Annotated in this window: 15 protein-coding genes; 9 read left to right on the plus strand and 6 right to left on the minus strand. The window is 66.5% G+C overall.

The window, feature by feature from the left end; genetic code table 11:
* Positions 1–102 precede the first annotated feature (102 nt).
* From G6N58_RS03865 to G6N58_RS03890, 6 genes are all read left to right on the plus strand, one after another.
* The gene (locus G6N58_RS03865; protein WP_115279648.1) at positions 103–1641 is read left to right on the plus strand and encodes an APC family permease; all 1539 of its coding nucleotides are present in this window, start codon (positions 103–105) and stop codon (positions 1639–1641) included.
* Between the two features lie 93 nt (positions 1642–1734).
* The gene (locus G6N58_RS03870; protein WP_079633276.1) at positions 1735–2301 is read left to right on the plus strand and encodes a TetR/AcrR family transcriptional regulator; all 567 of its coding nucleotides are present in this window, start codon (positions 1735–1737) and stop codon (positions 2299–2301) included.
* A gap of 12 nt (positions 2302–2313) precedes the next feature.
* Positions 2314–3750, plus strand: a complete 1437-nt coding sequence (locus G6N58_RS03875; RefSeq protein WP_197746392.1) for an aminobutyraldehyde dehydrogenase — start codon at positions 2314–2316, stop codon at positions 3748–3750.
* Positions 3737–4069 (plus strand): RedY/HapK family protein, encoded by a 333-nt coding sequence (locus G6N58_RS03880; RefSeq protein WP_147289368.1) that lies wholly within the window; start codon positions 3737–3739, stop codon positions 4067–4069. Before G6N58_RS03875 ends, G6N58_RS03880 begins: the two co-directional genes overlap by 14 nt.
* Positions 4059–5774, plus strand: a complete 1716-nt coding sequence (locus G6N58_RS03885; RefSeq protein ID WP_115279646.1) for a phytoene desaturase family protein — start codon at positions 4059–4061, stop codon at positions 5772–5774. The genes G6N58_RS03880 and G6N58_RS03885 overlap by 11 nt, the downstream gene beginning before the upstream one ends.
* Positions 5771–7504 carry a dihydroxy-acid dehydratase gene (locus G6N58_RS03890; protein ID WP_115279645.1) on the plus strand — a complete coding sequence of 578 codons (1734 nt, stop codon included), beginning with the start codon at positions 5771–5773 and terminating at the stop codon, positions 7502–7504. Before G6N58_RS03885 ends, G6N58_RS03890 begins: the two co-directional genes overlap by 4 nt.
* Position 7505: 1 nt before the next feature.
* On the opposite strand, the gene G6N58_RS03895 is transcribed toward G6N58_RS03890, so the two are convergent.
* Both G6N58_RS03895 and G6N58_RS03900 read right to left on the minus strand, forming a co-directional pair.
* On the minus strand, positions 7506–9173 hold the full coding sequence (locus G6N58_RS03895) for a CocE/NonD family hydrolase (RefSeq protein WP_197746393.1): 1668 nt from the start codon (positions 9171–9173) through the stop codon (positions 7506–7508).
* A complete protein-coding gene (locus G6N58_RS03900; protein WP_115279644.1) occupies positions 9170–10630 on the minus strand; it encodes an APC family permease in 1461 nt (486 codons plus the stop codon). Before G6N58_RS03900 ends, G6N58_RS03895 begins: the two co-directional genes overlap by 4 nt.
* A gap of 288 nt (positions 10631–10918) precedes the next feature.
* Here G6N58_RS03900 and G6N58_RS03905 point away from each other — a divergent pair, with 288 nt between their 5' ends.
* Together G6N58_RS03905 and G6N58_RS03910 are read left to right on the plus strand one after the other, a co-directional pair.
* Complete coding sequence (locus G6N58_RS03905) at positions 10919–12124, plus strand: cytochrome P450 (protein ID WP_115279643.1); 1206 nt, start codon at positions 10919–10921, stop codon at positions 12122–12124.
* Entirely contained in the window at positions 12121–12312 is a 192-nt protein-coding gene (locus tag G6N58_RS03910) for a ferredoxin (RefSeq protein WP_115279642.1), read from the plus strand. Before G6N58_RS03905 ends, G6N58_RS03910 begins: the two co-directional genes overlap by 4 nt.
* A gap of 144 nt (positions 12313–12456) precedes the next feature.
* Here G6N58_RS03910 and G6N58_RS03915 read toward each other — a convergent pair whose 3' ends face one another.
* Entirely contained in the window at positions 12457–13743 is a 1287-nt protein-coding gene (locus G6N58_RS03915) for an IS110 family RNA-guided transposase (RefSeq protein WP_163907886.1), read from the minus strand.
* A gap of 358 nt (positions 13744–14101) precedes the next feature.
* Here G6N58_RS03915 and G6N58_RS03920 point away from each other — a divergent pair, with 358 nt between their 5' ends.
* Positions 14102–15478 (plus strand): HNH endonuclease signature motif containing protein, encoded by a 1377-nt coding sequence (locus tag G6N58_RS03920; RefSeq protein ID WP_115279640.1) that lies wholly within the window; start codon positions 14102–14104, stop codon positions 15476–15478.
* A 50-nt stretch (positions 15479–15528) separates the two neighbouring features.
* Here the strand turns inward: G6N58_RS03920 and G6N58_RS03925 are convergent, their stop codons facing one another.
* The 3 genes from G6N58_RS03925 to G6N58_RS03935 form a co-directional block, all read right to left on the minus strand.
* The gene (locus tag G6N58_RS03925) at positions 15529–16191 is read right to left on the minus strand and encodes a hypothetical protein (RefSeq protein WP_232067722.1); all 663 of its coding nucleotides are present in this window, start codon (positions 16189–16191) and stop codon (positions 15529–15531) included.
* An 83-nt stretch (positions 16192–16274) separates the two neighbouring features.
* Positions 16275–16892, minus strand: coding sequence for a PaaI family thioesterase (locus G6N58_RS03930; protein WP_068918664.1), 618 nt, complete (start codon positions 16890–16892; stop codon positions 16275–16277).
* Complete coding sequence (locus tag G6N58_RS03935; protein ID WP_115279639.1) at positions 16889–18181, minus strand: adenylosuccinate synthase; 1293 nt, start codon at positions 18179–18181, stop codon at positions 16889–16891. Before G6N58_RS03935 ends, G6N58_RS03930 begins: the two co-directional genes overlap by 4 nt.
* Between the last annotated feature and the right edge of the window lie 48 nt (positions 18182–18229).

The raw sequence follows: 18229 nt of genomic DNA on the forward strand, positions 1-18229 counted from the left end.
TTTCTCCACCGTGCTCAGCGATCGGTCGCCGGGCACCTGGAAACGGATCCAACGCGGATCCGCCCCCCTACGATCGTCCCAAGCCACGAGAGATGAAACACCATGGAGAACGTCACCGCACCTGTGCCTTCCCGACGGCCGACCACGACGGCGCCCGTCACTCCCGCCGAACCCGGCGGGCGCCGTAACCACGGCCTGAAAGAGAACACCCTGGGTGTTCCGAGCATCTTCTTCTACATCATCGCCGCCGCATCCCCGCTGACCGTGGTGGTGGCGCTGTTCCCCATCATCATCGGCGCCGGCAACGGCGTCGGCATGCCCGGTGCCTTCGTCATCGCGGCGGTGGTGCTGATGATCTTCGCCGTCGGTTACGTGGCGATGAGCCGCCATGTCACCAACGCCGGCGCCTTCTACGCTTACGTCACGCTGGGGCTCGGCCGCGTTGCCGGCCTCGGATCGGCGTCGCTGGCCATCTTCGCCTACAACGCGATCCAGGCCGGTCTCTACGGCGGGTTCGGGTACTACGCAGCCGAACTGCTCAATCCGGCCCTGGGCATCAGCCTGCCGTGGTGGGTGTACGCCTTTGTCGGGCTGCTGCTGTGTCTGGGCCTGGGCGTGCAGGGCGTGCATTCGGGCGCCCGCGTACTCGGGGTGTTCATGACCCTCGAAGTCCTCATGATCACCGTCCTGAGCGTCTTCAGCCTGTTCGGCGATGCGGTTCCGGTCTCGGAGTTCAGTTTCGAGCCCTTCAACCCGAGTGTGGTGCTGGCCGGCGCCCTCGGAGTGGCGTTGATGTTCGCCCACGCGTCCTTCATCGGTTTCGAGGGTTCGGCCATCTACGGTGAGGAAGCCCGCGACCCGGCGCGGACCATCCCCCGGGCGACCTACCTGTCCATCGCGTTCATGGGCGTGCTCTACGCCGTGTCGGGCTGGCTGATCATGAACGCCCTCGGCCTGAATGACGTGGTGGCCATCGCCACCGAGACCGGCGGCAACTTCATCTTCGTGGCCAGTGACACCATCATCGGCCACAACATCTCGCTGCTGTTCCAGATCCTGATCGTCACAGCCACTTTCGCGGCGATTGTCACCTTCCACAACAACGTCTCGCGGTACCTGTTCTCGCTGGGGCGCCAACACCTGGTGTGGAAGCCGCTGGGGTGGACCCTGCCGCGCCGGCAGACGCCCTGGGTGGCCTCCATCGTCCAGAGCCTGATGGTCGGGGTGGTCATCGTGGCGTTCGCCATCGCGGGCCAGGATCCGTTCGCCACCCTGTTCACCTGGGCCACCGGCATCGGCACCATCGGCGTCATCGCCTCGCAACTGGTGGCCGGGATCGCGATCTTCGTGTTCTTCCGCAAGTCGAACGTGGACAAGCGGCCGTGGAACACCGTGATCGCTCCGCTGCTGGCGATCGTCGGACTCAGCGGGTTCTTCATCCTGACCCTCAACAGCCTCGACGTGCTGCTCGGTGTGCAGGGCGCCACCGCGGTGCTGATGGTGTCGCTGGTGTTCCTGGCCTTGCTCGGCGGGGTCGCCTACGGTCTCTACCTGCGCTTCTTCGCGCCGGATCGTTACGAGCTGGTGGGCAAGGCGCTCAACGAACGCGACCTCGAGGACCCCGCTCCCGAAGCCGTCTGAGGCAGGTTCCGCCGAAATCGAGCACGCCGGGGCGTCGATAGGTACGTTTGTCCTTATCGATACGTACAGACGTTCCTAAAGGAGGGTCCGACCATGGCCACGGCTCCCCGGCGCGCTCGCCGTCACGACCCCGACAGAAAGGAGCGCATCGTGGAATCGGCGCTGGAGGTCCTGGCCCGCGACGGAGTAGCGGGCATCACCCACCGCGCCATCGGCGAAGCTGCCGACGTCCCACTCGGTTCCATCACCTACCACTTCAAGACACTCGACGACATCGTGCAACTCGCCTTCCGGACGCACGTCGACAAGTTGGCCACCCGCTTCGAAAACCGGCTGGCCGCCTGCGATTCGGAGTCGGATCTGATCGAGTGCATAGCCTTGGCCATCACCGACGATCTGGCCGCCAACCCCAACGAGCTCGCCGTCACCTTCGAACTGTACGGCGACGCGGTGCGCCGAGCCGACACCAAGCGCATCACGCAGGAGTGGATGGAGCGGGCCGAGGACGCCCTGGCCCACCACTTCGATCGTGCCACCGCTCGCCTGATCGACGTCGTGGTCGAGGGCCTGATGGTGCACATGTCCATTGCCCAACAACCGATTTCGAAGGACGCGGTACGCGCCCTGCTGATCACGGCCGCCAATCCCGGCCCGAACTGAACTGGAGCCATCATGACCTTTCACGACAAGATGTTCGTAGGCGGAAGCTGGACCGAAGCCTCCGGAGGAGCAAAAGACCAGATCCTGGCACCCGCCACCGGTGAGGCGTTTGCGGAGGCCGCCCACGGCACGGCCGCCGACGTCGACCGCGCCGTCGCCGCCGCCCACGCCGCATTCCCGGACTGGGCCCGCACTCCCGTCGGCGAACGGGCTCGCGCCTTCCTCGAGCTCGCCGACCGCATCGAAGCCGACGCTCGCAACCTCGCCGAGATCGAGTCTCGCAACGCCGGCAAGCCCATCAGCGGCGCGCTCGAAGAGATGGAGATGATTCCCGACCATCTTCGGTTCTTCGCCGGGGCTGCCCGCACCACCGAAGGCCGTGCCGCCGGCGAGTTCGTCCCCGGTACCACCAGCATCATCCGGCGCGATCCACTCGGGGTGGTCGGCTCGGTCGCCCCGTGGAACTTCCCGCTGTTGATGGCCATCTGGAAGATCGCCCCCGCTCTGCTCACCGGGAACACGTTGGTGCTCAAACCTTCTGAGCACACTCCGTTCTCGGTGCTGCGCCTGGCTGAGCTGGCCGCCGACCTGTTCCCCGCCGGGGTCTTGAACATCGTCACCGGTGACGGCGAGGATGTGGGCGCGAGCCTGGTGTCGCACCCGCTGGTGCGGATGTCCTCGCTCACCGGTTCTGTCGAGACCGGCCGGTCGCTGCTGCGGGCCTCCGCAGATTCCAACCTCAAGCGGCTGCACCTCGAACTCGGTGGCAAGGCACCGGTGCTGGTGTACCCGGACGCCGATGTGGCACTCGCGGTCGAGAAGATCATGCAGGGTGCGTTCGGCAACGCGGGCCAGGACTGCATGGCAGCGTCGCGTATCTACGTCCATGACTCCCTGCATGACGACCTGGTGTCCGGACTCGAGAAGGCAGTCAAGGAGTTGAATCTCGGTGACCTCGCCGACGAGAACACCGTCATGGGTCCGGTGATCACCGCCGCGCACCGCGACCGCGTGGAAGGCTTCGTCTCCCGCGCGAAAGCCACCGGCCACACCGAACTGCTCCAGGGTGACAACCCCGGCACCGGCTTCTACACCGCCCCCACCGTGGTGGTCGGCACCAAGCAGGACGACGAGATCATCAGCGCCGAGGTGTTCGGCCCGGTGACGTCGGTGACCCGGTTCAGTGACAACGACGACGTGCTCGCCTGGGCGAACGACACCGAATATGGCTTGGCTGCTTCGGTGTTCACCCGGGACGTGGGCCGTGCCATGGTCACCTCCGGCGCACTCCAATTCGGCACTGTGTGGGTCAACGACCACGCTCCGGTGACGCCGGAGATGCCACACGGCGGCTTCAAGCAGTCCGGCCACGGCAAGGACATGTCGGTGTACGCACTCGAGGCCTACACCGAGATCAAGCACGTGATGATCAACCATGCGACCGCCTGACATGACGGTCAGCGCCATCAACACGTTCCGTCTGCGGCCGGGTGTTCCGGTCGCCGACTTCGAGCAGTTCTCCGCGGGACTCGATCGCCCGGTGTGCCTGGGCTTCGACGAGGTGCTGGGGTTCGACGTCTATCTCTCCGACGACGGCGTGGTCGTCGAGGTGATGACGGTGACCTCCTGGCCCGACTGGGAGCAGGTGCGCGACAACGCACCCGAGCTCAAACCCGTCGTCGCCCGCTTCGACGAGCTCGTGGAACCAGGCAGCGTCAGCACCATCTTCACCCGTCATTCCCCACTCAGGAGTTCCGATGCCCACTGACTACGACGCCGTCATCATCGGCGCCGGCCACAACGGCCTCGTCACCGCCAACTACCTGGCCCGCGCAGGCAAGTCGGTGCTGGTGCTCGAGGCGCGCGACCTCGTGGGCGGCGCCTGCGTCACCGAGGAGCTGATCCCCGGCTCCAAGTGGTCGTCGTGCGCCTTCATCGCCGGCCTGCTGCGCCCCGAGATCATCACCGAGCTGGAGCTGGCCAAGTACGGCCTGGAGCTCTACCAGGGTGATGCACTGTCGTTCAGCCTGTTCCGCGACGGCACCTCCTTCACCATGTGGAAGGAGACCGACCGGACGCTGCGGGAACTCGAGAAGCTCAGCAAGAAGGATGCGCAGGCGTTCCTCGACTTCGGCATCCGGCTGCAACGCTTCGCCGGGCTGGTCACGCCGTACCTGCTGAAACCGCCACCGGAACGGTCCGAGGTGTTCGCCGCCTTCGAAGCCGCCGGCGAGCAGACGCTGTTCGACGAGTTCACCCTGCTCTCGGTGCGTGATCTGCTGGACCGGTATTTCGAGGACGAGCGGCTCAAGAGCATGCTGACGTTCTTCGGCATGGTGTCGATCTTCGGCGGCCCCTCCACCCCCGGTACCGCCTACACCTACGGCCACCATTCCTGGGGCGAGTTCAACGGCAACTTCGGCCAATTCGGGATGGCCCGCGGCGGCATGGGTGCCATCAGCGAGGCGCTGGCGGCCTCGGCCCGGGCACACGGGGCCACCATCCGCACCTCGGCCCCGGTGGACCGGGTGCTCGTCGAGCGTGGGGTCGCCACCGGGGTGCGGTTGCGGGACGGCTCGGTGATCACCGCGAAGCAGGTGTTCTCCAACGCCGATCCCAAACGATCCCTGCTGCAGTTGCTGGAACCGGGGGTGCTGGCGCCGAAGCTGGTCCGCGACGTCGAGAACATCGACACCCGCGGTTCGATGGCCCGGATCCACCTGCTGATCGATGAACTGCCGCAGTACCTTCCGTTCACCGACGCCACCGAGGGACCCCAGCACCACGGCCACCAGCTGCTCGGCCCCAGCCGAGAGGCGTTCGAGGAGGCCTACGAGGCGCAGCGACGCGGCACGTTCCCCAGCACGTTCGTCATCGAGGCCGTCACCCAGTCGGTCACCGACGACACGCTGGCGCCCAAGGGTCTGCACACGATGACCCTGGGCATCCAGCAGCTGCCATCCGAGCTCACCGGCACCACCTGGGCCGCGGAAAAGGAGAAGTGGGCCGACCTGGTGCTCGAGGACCTGTTCACCTACGCACCGAACTTGCGTGAACACATCCTCGACCGAGTGATCATCACGCCCGACGACCTGCACAACGAGTATCTGATCACCGACGGCAACATCTTCCACGGTTCGATGATGCTCGATCAGTTGTTCGGCGCCCGGCCCATCCCGGAGCTCGCGAACTACCGCACGCCCGTGCGTAATTACTACCTGTGCGGCTCGGGTACCCATCCCGGTGGCGGAGTGATGGGGGCCAACGGCCACAACGCCGCCGAGGCGGCCCTGGCCGACGCCGACGGGTTGGCCCCGGCCGCACCACTGCGCTCGGCTGGCGCCAGAGCGCCCTGGCAGCAGCGGATGGTCGGCACCCTGATGGGCACCAGGCCGGGGCGCTGGTTCGGATACCAGGCCGCGCGCCAACCTGCACTGCGCAAGATCACCGCGTACGCCGCTCGCGTCCGATGAATCAGCTGCGCAGCGCCAAATGGTTTGCCGGGCAGGATGTTCCCGGCTTCGTGCACCGCTCGGCCATGCGGGCGTCCGGGTTCTCCCGGATGGCGTTCGAGGGCAGACCCATCGTCGGGATCTGCAACTCGTGGTCGGAGGTGGTCAACTGCAACATGCACTTCCGCGGGCTGGCAGACTCGGTGCGGCGCGGGGTGCTGGCCGCCGGCGGGTTCCCGCTGGAGTTCCCCACCATCTCCCTCGGTGAGCAGTTGATGAAGCCGACCACCATGTTGTTCCGCAACCTGATGGCCATGGACGTCGAGGAGTCCATCCGGGCCTACCCATTCGATGCCGTGGTGCTGCTGGGTGGCTGCGACAAGACGGTGCCCGCGCAGCTGATGGGTGCGGCCAGTGCGGATGTCCCGGCCATTGTGCTCACCGGAGGGCCCGCCGCACCGGCGGTGTTCGACGGCAAGCAGATGGGCGTCGGCACCGACCTGTGGCAGTACATCGACGATGTGCGGGCGGGCCGGATGTCGATGGCCGACTACGAGCGTCTCGAGGCCGCGGCCGGCCCGTCCCGCGGGCACTGCCCGGAGATGGGCACGGCCTCCACCATGGCCACGATCGTGGAGGGGCTCGGCATGACACTGCCCGGCGCCGCCGCGGTGCCGGCCATGGACTCGCGGCGGTTGCAGGTGGCCGAAGAGGTGGGTGCGCGTGCGGTGGGCCTGGCCGCCGAGGGAGTGCGGCCCTCGCACGTGCTCACCGCCGAGGCCTTCGACAACGCCATCACTCTGATGCTGGCGGTCGGCGGATCCACCAACGCGATCGTGCACCTGCTGGCCATCGCCGGCCGCGCCGGGGTGCCGCTGACCCTGGACCGGTTCCACGAATTGTCCGCGCGCACACCGCTGATGGTGAATGTGCGGCCCGCCGGGGAGCACCTGGTGGAGCAGGTGTTCCACGCCGGCGGCATCCCCGCGGTGATGAAGTCCATCGAGACCCTGCTGCACACAGACGCGCTGACCGTCAGCGGCAAGACCGTCGCCGACAACCTGCCGTCCGGCATCTCCACCGCCGCAGACGTCATCGCCACCATCGATGCCCCGTTCCAGCCGACGCAGGGCCTGGCCGTGGTGCGCGGCAACCTGGCGCCCACCGGCGCAGTGATCAAGTGCAGCGCGGCCACCCCTGCCCTGCTGGTGCACCAGGGGCCCGCCGTGGTGTTCGACGACATGCGCGACATGATGGCCCGCTTCGACGACCCCGACCTGGACGTCACCGCGGATTCCGTGCTGGTGCTGCGCAGTGCCGGCCCGCGCGGTGCCCCCGGCATGCCCGAGTGGGGCCAGCTGCCCATCCCCAGCAAGCTGCTGCGCCAGGGCGTCACCGACATGGTGCGGATCTCCGATGCCCGGATGAGCGGAACCGCCTACGGCACGTGTGTTCTGCACGTCAGCCCCGAGTCGGCCGCGGGCGGTCCGCTGGGCCTGGTCCGCGACGGCGACATCATCGCGCTGAACGCCCACGCCGGCACGCTGGACCTACTGGTTCCCGACGACGAACTGGCCACCCGCCAGGCGCCACCCCCGCGCCATCGACAGCGTCGTGGCTACGCGGCCATGTACGTCGACCGTGTCCTGCAGGCCGACCGGGGGTGCGATTTCGACTTTCTGGTCGGCCGCTCCGATCAGCCCGAGAACGAACCGGACGCCATCTTCGACGGCTGGGTGGGCGGCTGGTGAACTAGGGGTTCCTGGTGGGCAGCACGATCCACGACGGTCGGCTGCTGTCCACCGACAGGGTGGCCCGTTGCGGCCGGTGCCCTTCCGGCGACGGGCACCGGTCCCACCGGGGGAACGAACTGTTGGCCACATCCACCCGGATCCGATGTCCCGCAGCAAAAACCATGCTGGTGGACCACAGGTCCACCTCGTGTGGACCGGGGCCGGCCGCGTCGCGAACGCGGAGCACACCGTCGCAGATGTTGACGGAAAGCCCGTCCGGATGCACATCGCAGATCCGGACCACCCAGTCCACGCTCGACGCCGAACTGCTCGCGTGCAGGTGCGCACGCAGGCGACCGCCCACCTCGAGGTCGGCGGTCAGCACGTCCGAGGTGAAGGACACCACGTCCGGCCGAGACTCATTGCCTCGCTGATCAATTGGACCGGCAGAAAGCACCCCGGTCATGAAGGTGTTGCCGCCCACCGACGGCACCGGATCGGACAGATCGTAGCCGTAGGTCAGCGCCGCGACGCCCGGCTTCGGCGATTGCGGCGACAGCACGCCGTCACCGTGCAGGTACCACGACATCTCTCGCGCGTCGACCGGCGGCCACTGCGACTCGTTTCGCCACTGGTTGCGGCCCATCACGAAGATCCGCACCGGTGGATCGTCGTCGGGGTCCAGACCCTTCCCCCCGAGCTGACCGCGCAGCCAACCGAGCTGACTGTCGATCCACGTTCCGCCAGGATGGACAAACGGGCTCTCCCTGTTGGCCCGTATTCCGAAAGCCAGATCGCCCATCGCATCAGCGAAATTCGTGTGCGACCACGGCCCGACGAGCAGCCTGGTGTGATGACCGGCCGCCACCATCGCCTGGTGATTGTCCAACGTGCCCTGCAGGAAGATGTCGAACCAACCGCCGGTGTGGAAGCTCGGCACACCCGCCTGGGCCTGCCGTCCCGAGATGTCTGCCGGTTCGAAGTCGGCGCGGCCCCGGGCAGCGGTGCGCACGGTGCCCAGTTCGCGCACATCGTGACGCTCGATCAGCTCCAGGAGATCGTGGGTCGTGCTCCAGTATCCCTGCTGAGCAAGGTGATCGAGCTCGTCGATGATCGCTTCCAGCCTGGCGTATTCCGTTCCGGTCCCCGCGTAGCGCCGGTACACGTCATCGGCTCCGGTCAGCAGCGTCCACGGCAGCGCGAGCCCCACCTCCGCCGCCCCACCGCGGGAGTACAGCCCGTCGCTCGCGTCAGCCCAGGTCATCAGCGGCGCGATGGCGCGCAGCGACGGTGTGCCCGACAATGCGGCCTGCCACTGGGTGTTTCCGGAATAACTACCGCCGAACATCCCCACCTGACCGTTCGATCCCGGGAGCTGCGCAGCCCATTCGACGGAATCCGCGCCATCCTCGACGTCGGCGGTCAGCGGTGCCCAATCCCCGCCTGAGGCCCCACGGCCACGGACATCCTGGATCACCACCAGGAAGCCCGACCGGGCCGCTGTCACGGGGTCGAGACCCGACCAGGCGTTCTCGGAGTACGTGTTCTTGCCGTACGGCGTGCGCATCAGCAGCACCGGCCACGGTCCACCACCGACGGCGGGGGTGTAGACGTCGGCCACCAGTCTGACACCGTCCCGCATGATCGCCGGAACGTCGAAGTCGACGCTGACCGATGCCGCACTCACGCCGACTCCTTGGCCGTCAGGACCTGATCGAGCGATGCGTAGCGCTGCGGCGCGGAGACCCGCAGGCGCCAACCGTACGCGAGCCCGAGCAGCAGCGGCGCCAACAAGACCGACACCAGGGCGAGGCCCACGCTACCGCTGACTCCGAGCAGGACATCGAGGTTGCGCAGTGCCGCAACGATAATCGCTGTCAGTGCGGCGGTCGCCAGGGCCGGAGCGATCACCGTGTGCCACGGTCGGCGATCCACCCCTGTGCGGCGGAAGAAGGCGAAGATGGCCACCGACGCGATGGTCTGCGACAGGATCACCCCGATCGTGCCGATTCCCCCGATACCCGCGAAGAGCGTCACGATCGGGTCCAGATGCGCGACGGCCGCCACCACGATCACGGCCGCGACAATGCCCGACTGCACGGCGGACGCGACATACGGTGTCTGGCGCGACCTCAGCGTGCGTCCCAACGGCGACCACACGAGCTGTTGGCGTCCCAGGGAGAACAGATACCGGGACACGTTGTTGTGGAACGTCAGAATGGCGGCGAACATCGCCGTGACGATCAGGATCTGGAACACCGTCGCCACGTTGCCACCGATGAAGCGTCCGCTGACGTAAAAGAGGAAGTCACCACCCTGCTCCGCGGCAGCATCTTTCGCCACCGGCAGCCCCAGCGCATTCACCAGGATCCACGCGGTGACTGCGTAGAGCACGCCCATGAACACCACGGACAGATACGTCGCCCGCGGAATGGTGCGGCGGGGGTCCTTCGCCTCTTCCGAATAGATGGCCGTGCCCTCGAAGCCGATGAACGCGCACACTGCCAACAGGATCGAGATCCCGAACGCACCGGAGAACACAGCATGGGGTGCAAAGGGTTCTAGCGAGTAGGACGAGACCGACACGTCTCCCCGGAACAGGCTGAAGATCACCAACGTCGCGATCATGACCAGTTCGGCGGTCATGAACACACCCAGCCAGCGGGCACTCGAGTGGACCCCCTGGATGCCCAGCGCCGTGCACAGGATCAGTCCCAGCAGCGCCAGCAGCCACCACGACACGTCGATCCCGAAGTGCGAGCTGAGCAGCGAATTCAGGTAGAACCCGAAGCCGCCGAAGAGCGCTGCTTGAATGGCGATGTAGGAGAACATCGTCAGGAAGGCCGACCCGAGCCCGAGTTCCTTGCCCAGGCCCGCGGTCACGTAGGAATACAGCGCGCCCGCGTTCGCGATGTGCCTGCTCATGGCCACGTATCCAACCGCGAACACCAGCAGCGCCGCTGCTGCCAGCACGAAGGCACCCGCGGCTCCGATGCCGTTGCCCAGCCCGATGATGATCGGCAGCAGCCCGACCACGACCGTGAACGGCGACGCCGCCGCGATGACGTAGAAGAAGATGCTCGACACCCCAAGCACGTTCTTCTTCAGGGCGTCACGGGCGTCGCCCGCGCTCTCATCGACCATGTTCCCGCCTGACGTTGAATTTCACTCAATGACATTTGACTTCGTCTAGCGAAAACTCTAGGACGAGCGGGGTACGCGGTCAATGGACGATGCCGCTGCCGATGATCCGCCGTCATGCAATACGAGCCGAGCTGATCGAGCCGGCTCCACGTTCAGGTGAGCAACAATCGTGGTCCGGCGAAGCTCCTGTGGCCCACTCGGCGGGATTCCAGGATCCCGCCCTGGTCAACCGCCTGATCGACGATTCCCCAACGCAGAGCCAACAGCCCCGCGCGTACCGTCGACACCATGACCCAGGCACCCGCCTCACCACCGCTGCACATGCAGCGCGTCGGCTTCGACCCCATCCCCACCCTCGGCGAGATCCGGGAGGCCGAGGGCGTGCGCACCGTCGTCAACGCCTTTGGCATGCCGGTGTATCTGGTGACCCGCCACGACGACGTGAAGACGGTGCTCTCGGATCCGGAGAGGTTCTCCAACGAGCGACCCCCGGGGTTCTTCGTCCCCGGGGCTCCCGAGATGTCCGAGGAAGAGCAACGCGCAGCCCAGTCTGGCAACCTGCTGGGCCTGGACCCGCCCAGGCACACCCGGTTACGCCGCATGCTCACCGGCGAATTCACCGGCCGCCGGATGAAGCGCCTGGAGCCGAGGATCACCGACATCGTGAGCCAGCATCTGGATGCCATGGAAAAGTCCGGTTCACCACGTGATCTCGTGACCGACTTCGCGCTGCCCATCCCGTCACTGGTGATCTGCGAGTTGCTGGGTGTGCCCTACGACGACCGCGACGATTTCCAGCACCGCACCAGCCGCCAGCTCGACCTGTCGATCCCGATCGAGGAGCGCTTCGAGCTCCAGCGCGCCGGGCGCGCGTACATGCACGCGCTGGTGGCCGGCGCCCGTCGCTCCCCCGGCGACGACATGCTCGGAATGCTGGTGCGCGAGCACGGATCCGAGCTCACCGATGACGAGCTGGTGGGCATCTGCAACCTGCTCCTGGTGGCCGGCCATGAGACCACCTCCAACATGCTCAGCCTGGGCACGCTGGCGTTGCTGCGGCACCCGGATCAGCTGGCCCTGGTTCGTGACGACCCCGATGCGGTGGGTCCGGCGGTGGAGGAGCTGCTGCGCTGGCTGTCGATTGTACACTCCGGCATCCCGCGCATCACCACCACCGACGTCGAGATCGCGGGCGTGCAGATCCCCCGGCACCAATTGGTGTTCGTCTCGCTGCCGTCCGGCAACCGCGACCCGAGCTTCATCGACAACCCGGAGGTATTCGACATCCGCCGCGGCGCCATGGGACATCTGGCGTTCGGCCACGGTGTCCATCACTGCCTGGGTGCACCGCTGGCGCGTATGGAGATGAAGATTGCCTTTCCGGCTCTCCTGCAACGCTTCCCGACCCTGCGCCTCGACGAACCTTTCGACGACGTGGCGTTCCGGTCTTTCCACTTCATCTACGGGCTGCAGTCTCTTCAGGTGGCCTGGTGAGGGTGCGCGCCGACCGCGACGTCTGCATCGGCGCCGGGGTCTGTGTGATGAACAGCGAGGCGGTCTTTGATCAGGACGACGACGGCATCGTGGTACTGCTGGTCGACGAGGTACCCGCGGCCGAGCAGGGCAACGCGCGGAAAGCCGTGCAGCTCTGCCCCTCCGGAGCGCTCAGCATCGTCGAATGAACGGGCGTTGACACTGCACTGAGCGCGAAGAAGTGCGAGTGGCGCTCGCGGTGAGTGCAGTGTCGACGAGGTGCGAAAACCCCTGTGTCACTTGAGTATCGGGCGTAACATCACGCGAATTTTGAGTTCCTAAGCGATGTCAAGTCATGAGGCGGCTTCTAGACTGTGGTTGACGGGCCGGTGGATTGGAGCGCTTGGCGACTCCTGTTGTCCCCGGCCCGTCCTTCCTTTGAGTCGCTGTGTGCGGCGGGTGTCGGCGGCCTTGACTCGAATCTTCTGGTCGACGCGGTGGTGGGCGGTGACCAATTTTCGGCCTTCGTCAGCGTGGATGGGTCGGCCGTCGATATCCCGCATTTTGTAGGGCTGACCTGTGCGGAGGCAGGTGGCGATACGGGTCAGCAGTATGGTGGCGATGTGGCAGAGCGCTGAGTCATGATGACGCTCGGTTTGCATGAGCCGTTTGTACTTGGCGGCCAACTGGGGATCGGTCTTGCGGGCATGATCGGCGGCGGCGAAGAGCGCTTCCCGCAGCAGCGGATCGCCGGCCTTGGTCAATCCGGTCTGTTGATGGGTTTGCCCGGACTGGTTGAGCTTGGGAATCAGCCCGGAGTAGGCGCGGATGGCAGCTAACGAGTGGAATCGGTGGGGGTCCCCGAGACGGCCGGCGATGACGGCGCCAATGATCGGACCGACGCCGGGCGCGGAGGCGATGATGCCGTTGGGGTCGGCTTCGGCGTAGAGGTTGGCGGCTCGTTCATCGAGGTCGTCGATTTGTTCGGTCAACGCAAGGGCTTGTTCGGCTTCTACGGCGATATCGGCGGCCAACTCGGCGAAATCGATGCGCGCGTCGTCGCCAGAGCCCCACAGCTGCAACGATTCCCGAGCTGCAGCGAGGATCGCGGTGGCGTAGGTTTCACGCCAGGCGCCGCGGGAGTGGCGGATCAGGAATCGGGTCAGCCGTGCATGTCCGAGGCGGATCACTGTGTTGGGATCGGCGTAGCGGGCCAGCAGTTCTAGGGCGGTCTTGCCGAATCGGGCACTCAAGGCGTCGTACCAGGCCGGGCCGAGCAACTCCAGTTGGGCATCGAGGCGTTGAAAGACCGCGGTGCGGCGTTTGACGATGGATGATCGGATTTTGACGATCCGGCGCAGTGGCTCAGCCGGGCCGCCGCCGGTGTGATCGCGCAATCCTTCGGGGTGCAGGAGTGGCAGCCGGGCCAGCATTTTGGAGTCGAGGTGGTCGTTTTTGGCGTGTTTGGAGTAATAGGCTCGTAGATCGGCAGATTGCGTCGTGGGAACCATGGACACTCGTGCACCTCGGTGGCGGAACCACGATGCCAACGGCGCCCAGGCGTTGCGGGTGGGTTCCATGATGATGCGTACGGTGTCGCGCTTCTTTAGTCCGCAAGCGGTCCAGAGCTTCGAGTTCATCGGGGCGAGTGAAGAATCGCCGACCTGTCCAGACGAAGGTCCCGTCAGGGCGCGCCAGGGACGCTTGATGAGCAGCCCTGCAGGCGACATCAATGCCTAGGATCAGTTCCATGCCATGTCCTTTCGATCAAGTGGGTGGTTAACCTGCGATCGAGGCTGGCATAGCCCAGACATTCCATAAGCAGGAGTCCAACCATCAGTCGGCTCCAAGTTCCCGAACAGGGACACCAGAATCGCGCAGGTTGTGCCGCGACAGCCACTCAGAAATCAGGAATCCCAGAAGGTTCCAGTCGGTAGCCTGGCTGTCCGCGAGCACTCACTCAATCTAAATGTCGGTGCTCGCCCGTATGTTCGAGGCATGGGTTCCTCCGCTGTCGCCGATCGCGAGGCGATGCTGGCTGCCCTGGCGCAGATCGAAGAGCTGACCGCGCAGATGAATCGGTTGTCGATCGACGCGTTCTCCGATGCCGAGTTGTTGAATGTGCAGCAGCGTCGTGAAGCCGTGCACCGCGCCCAGCCGGTGTTCGATCATCGGGTGTATCAGCGGATCACCTCCCAGAGCGCACCGATCTCCCTGGGCGCCAAGAATTACGCGGCAGTGCTGTCGCAGCGGTTGCGGATTTCCAGCTCGGAGGCGCGCCGCCGGTTGGATGAGGCGGCGCTGTTCGGGCCGCGGACCTCGATCACCGGTGAACCGATGGCACCCTCCATGCCCACGTTCGCGCGCGGTCAGGCGCAGGGGTTGATCGGCGCCGAGCACATCAAGCATGTCCGGTGGTTCTTCCGTGAGCTGCCCGGCTTCGTGGACTTCCAGACCCGGGCCAACGCCGAAGAACAACTGGCCCAGCATGCCTGCGAACTCGGCCCCGAAGCGTTCCGGACAGCCGCAGCGCACATGCTCTATCTGCTGAACCAGGACGGGGAACTCTCCGATGAGGACCGCCAGGCCCTGGCCTACATCCGGGTCGGCAAGCAGCGCCCCGACGGGATGCGGCCCTTCGAAGGCTTGTTGACTCCGGAGGCGTGGGCCACCCTGGAGCCGCTGCTGGAGCGCAACGCCGCCCCGGGGATGTGCAACCCGGCTGACGAGCAACCCTGCCTCGACGGTGAGCCCACCGAAGAGCAGATACGCAACGACACCCGCACGGCCGGCAAACGGAACCACGACGCGCTACTGGCGTTGTGCCAGCGCATGCTCACCACGGCGACCGGCACCATCAACGGCCTGCCCGCCACCGTCGTCATCACCGCCAGCCTCACCGATCTGGAGAAAGGCACCGGCCACGGGCTGACCGCCGGCGGCACGAGGCTGCCCATCGCCGACGTGCTCAAGTTCGCTGCGCACTCGAGGCCCTGGCTGGCGCTGTTCGACGGCAAGGGCCTGCCCCTGCACCTGGGCCGGGCCCGCCGCACCGCGACCCTGGCCCAGCGCCTGATGCTGCTGGCCAAACACCGCGGCTGCACCATGCCCGGCTGCAGCGCGAGTGCCTACCGCTCCCAGGTGCATCACGCCAACCAAGACTGGAAGGACGGCGGGCGCACCGACATCGAGGACCTGACGTTGGCGTGCGGACCGAACAATCGCATGGTGGAGACCGCCGGCTGGACCACAAGGAACCGCCCCACAGACGGCGTCACCGAGTGGATACCGCCCCCACACCTCGACTGCGGGCAATCCCGCACCAACAACCTCCACCACCCGGAACGGATCATCGACCCCGGCGACGACCCATAGCAGATCGGGCCCAAAGTCGCTCGCCGACAGCGGAATTACCGCCCGACGGGTCAGTCGCCGTCGCGGTGCAGGTCGATCAGCCCGGCCTTGCTCAGCGCGAGCACGCTGACGATCAGCACCCAGACCGGGAACGCCAGCGTCAGCCACACCGTCACGTCACTGGCCACCAACAGCGTCAGCGCCACCACGTAGGTGAAGATCACCAGCCCCCGCGACACCAGGCCGGTCTTGAGCCAGATGGTGGCCAGCGACATCATGAACACCGCTGCCATTCGCAGGGCGTAGGTCTTCGACAGCGCGATCAGCAGTGCCTGACCGAACACGTGCACATCGGCTCCGTAGTCGGCGCTGCGGCTGGCCACCAGCGCCACCCCCACCGCAGACGACACGAAGATCATCGCGAGGAACAGCAGCCCACTGCCCAGGAAGACCGAGGCGAAGAACTTGTCCTCGAACCTGCCCAATCCGTCGCGCACCACTCCGATGAACCACAGGAAGCAGATGCCGGCGAACGGCATCAGCACCGCCGCCGCGCGCACCTTGCCCTCCGAACCCTCCACCCACTGCGCGCCCGGCTGGGCGCCTTCGGGAAGTGCGGTGTGGATCAGCGCGATCGCGACGCCGAACAGCACGGCGAACAACACGCCGGCCAGGCCAGCCGCGCGTGGGGTGGACAGCCGGCGCACATCGCGCTCGGGACGTTCGGTGGTCACGTGATCATGGTGCCGCCGAACTGCACGGGGTGCGGTATTTCAGGGCAAAACGCCGCACTGCCTGCAGTCTCGGCGCCGACCCGTCAGGGCTGGCCGGCGAGCAGACGCACCATCAACCCGTTGGCCTCGGCGAGCACATTGCCGTCGGGGTCGCGCAACTCGGCGTTGACGAACGCCTTGCGGCCGTCGGTCTCCCGGATCCAGCCGCGCGCGGTCAGCGTGGTGTCGATGGGCGTGACCTTGCGGTAGTCGACGTGCAGGAAGGCGGTGCGGCTGATCGGCCGGCCCGCGGCGTGGATCACCATGCCGAACACCGAATCGAACAGCAGCGGCAGCACCCCACCGTGGACGGCGTGGTTACCGCCCACGTGGAAACGGCTGAACTGCACGGTCAACTCGACACCCTCGGGCTCGAAGCTGCTGAGCCGAAACGGCGGCATCAACAGGCTGCCGCCGCCGGGCAGTTCGACGACCCGGTTGGCCGGGCCCACGCCCTCGGCGGCCTCGAAGGGGGCCAGCTGTTCCACCAGCGCCTCGACGCGATCAGCGGCGTCGTCCCACGTCGCACTGTCGGGGTCGGCGGACACCGCGAGGTCCTGCAGCCGTCGCATCGACGCCACGAAGCGGCCGAACCCGGGACCGGGCTGGGCGGGTTCGAAGATCGGGAACCCGCCGTGGCGGTCGTAGTCGGGGTCGGTCACGAAGCCAGGATGTCGCGGCGCACGATCGTCTGGTCGCGCCCCGGTCCCACGCCGATGCATGAAACATGGGCTCCGGCAAGCTCTTCCAGGCGCAGCACGTAGTCACGGGCCTTGGCAGGCAGATCGTCGAACTCGCGGGCTCCGGAGATGTCCTCCCACCAGCCGGGCATCTCTTCGTAGATCGGCTCGGCGCGCGCGATGTCGCTCTGGGTCATCGGCATCTCGTCGGTGCGCTTGCCGTCTATCGCGTAGCCCACACAGATGGGCACCGTCTCCAGGGACGACAACACGTCCAGCTTGGTCAGGAAGTAGTCGGTGATGCCGTTGACGCGGGTGGCGTAGCGGGCGATCACGGCGTCGAACCAGCCGCAGCGCCGGGGCCGGCCGGTGGTGACACCCACTTCGCCGCCGGTCTTGGCCAGGTACTGGCCGTACTGGTCGAACAGTTCGGTCGGGAACGGGCCCGAGCCCACCCGGGTGGTGTACGCCTTCAGAATGCCCAGCACCGTGGTGATCCGGGTGGGGCCGATGCCGGACCCGACGGCCGCACCACCCGAGGTCGGGTTGGATGACGTGACAAACGGATAGGTGCCGTGGTCGACGTCGAGCAGGGTGCCCTGGGAGCCCTCCAGCAGCACCGTCTCGCCGTTTTCCAGGGCCTGGTTGAGCAGCAACCTGCTGTCGGCGATGCGGTGCTTGAACCCTTCCGCCTCGGTGAGCAGCTGGTGCACCACCTCGTCAGGGTTGAGGGCCTTGCGGTTGTAGATCTTGACCAGGATCTGGTTCTTCAGCTCCAGGGCGGCCTCGATCTTCTGCGCCAGCAGCGCTTCGTCGAGGACGTCGGCGACCCGGATGCCGATGCGGGCGATCTTGTCCTGGTAGCAGGGACCGATGCCACGGCCGGTGGTACCGATCTTCTTGCTGCCCATGTACCGCTCGGTCACCTTGTCGATGGCCACGTGGTAGGGCATCAGCAGATGCGCGTCGGCCGAGATCAACAGCCGCGAGGTGTCGACCTTGCGCTCGTCGAGGCCCGAGAGCTCCGTGAGCAGCACACCGGGGTCGACGACGACACCGTTGCCGATGACGTTGGTGACCCCCGGTGTCAAGATCCCCGAGGGGATGAGGTGCAGGGCGAAGTTCTCCCCCGTCGGCAGTACCACCGTGTGCCCGGCGTTGTTCCCGCCTTGATAGCGCACGACCCACTGCACCCGGCCACCGAGTAGATCGGTGGCCTTTCCTTTGCCCTCGTCGCCCCACTGGGCGCCGATCAGGACGATTGCCGGCATGGCGTTTCTCCTGCGTATTGTGTTCCAGCCGGTGAGCTACCTTATCCG

The sequence above is a fragment of the Mycolicibacterium tokaiense genome (assembly GCF_010725885.1).
Classification (GTDB): domain Bacteria; phylum Actinomycetota; class Actinomycetes; order Mycobacteriales; family Mycobacteriaceae; genus Mycobacterium; species Mycobacterium tokaiense.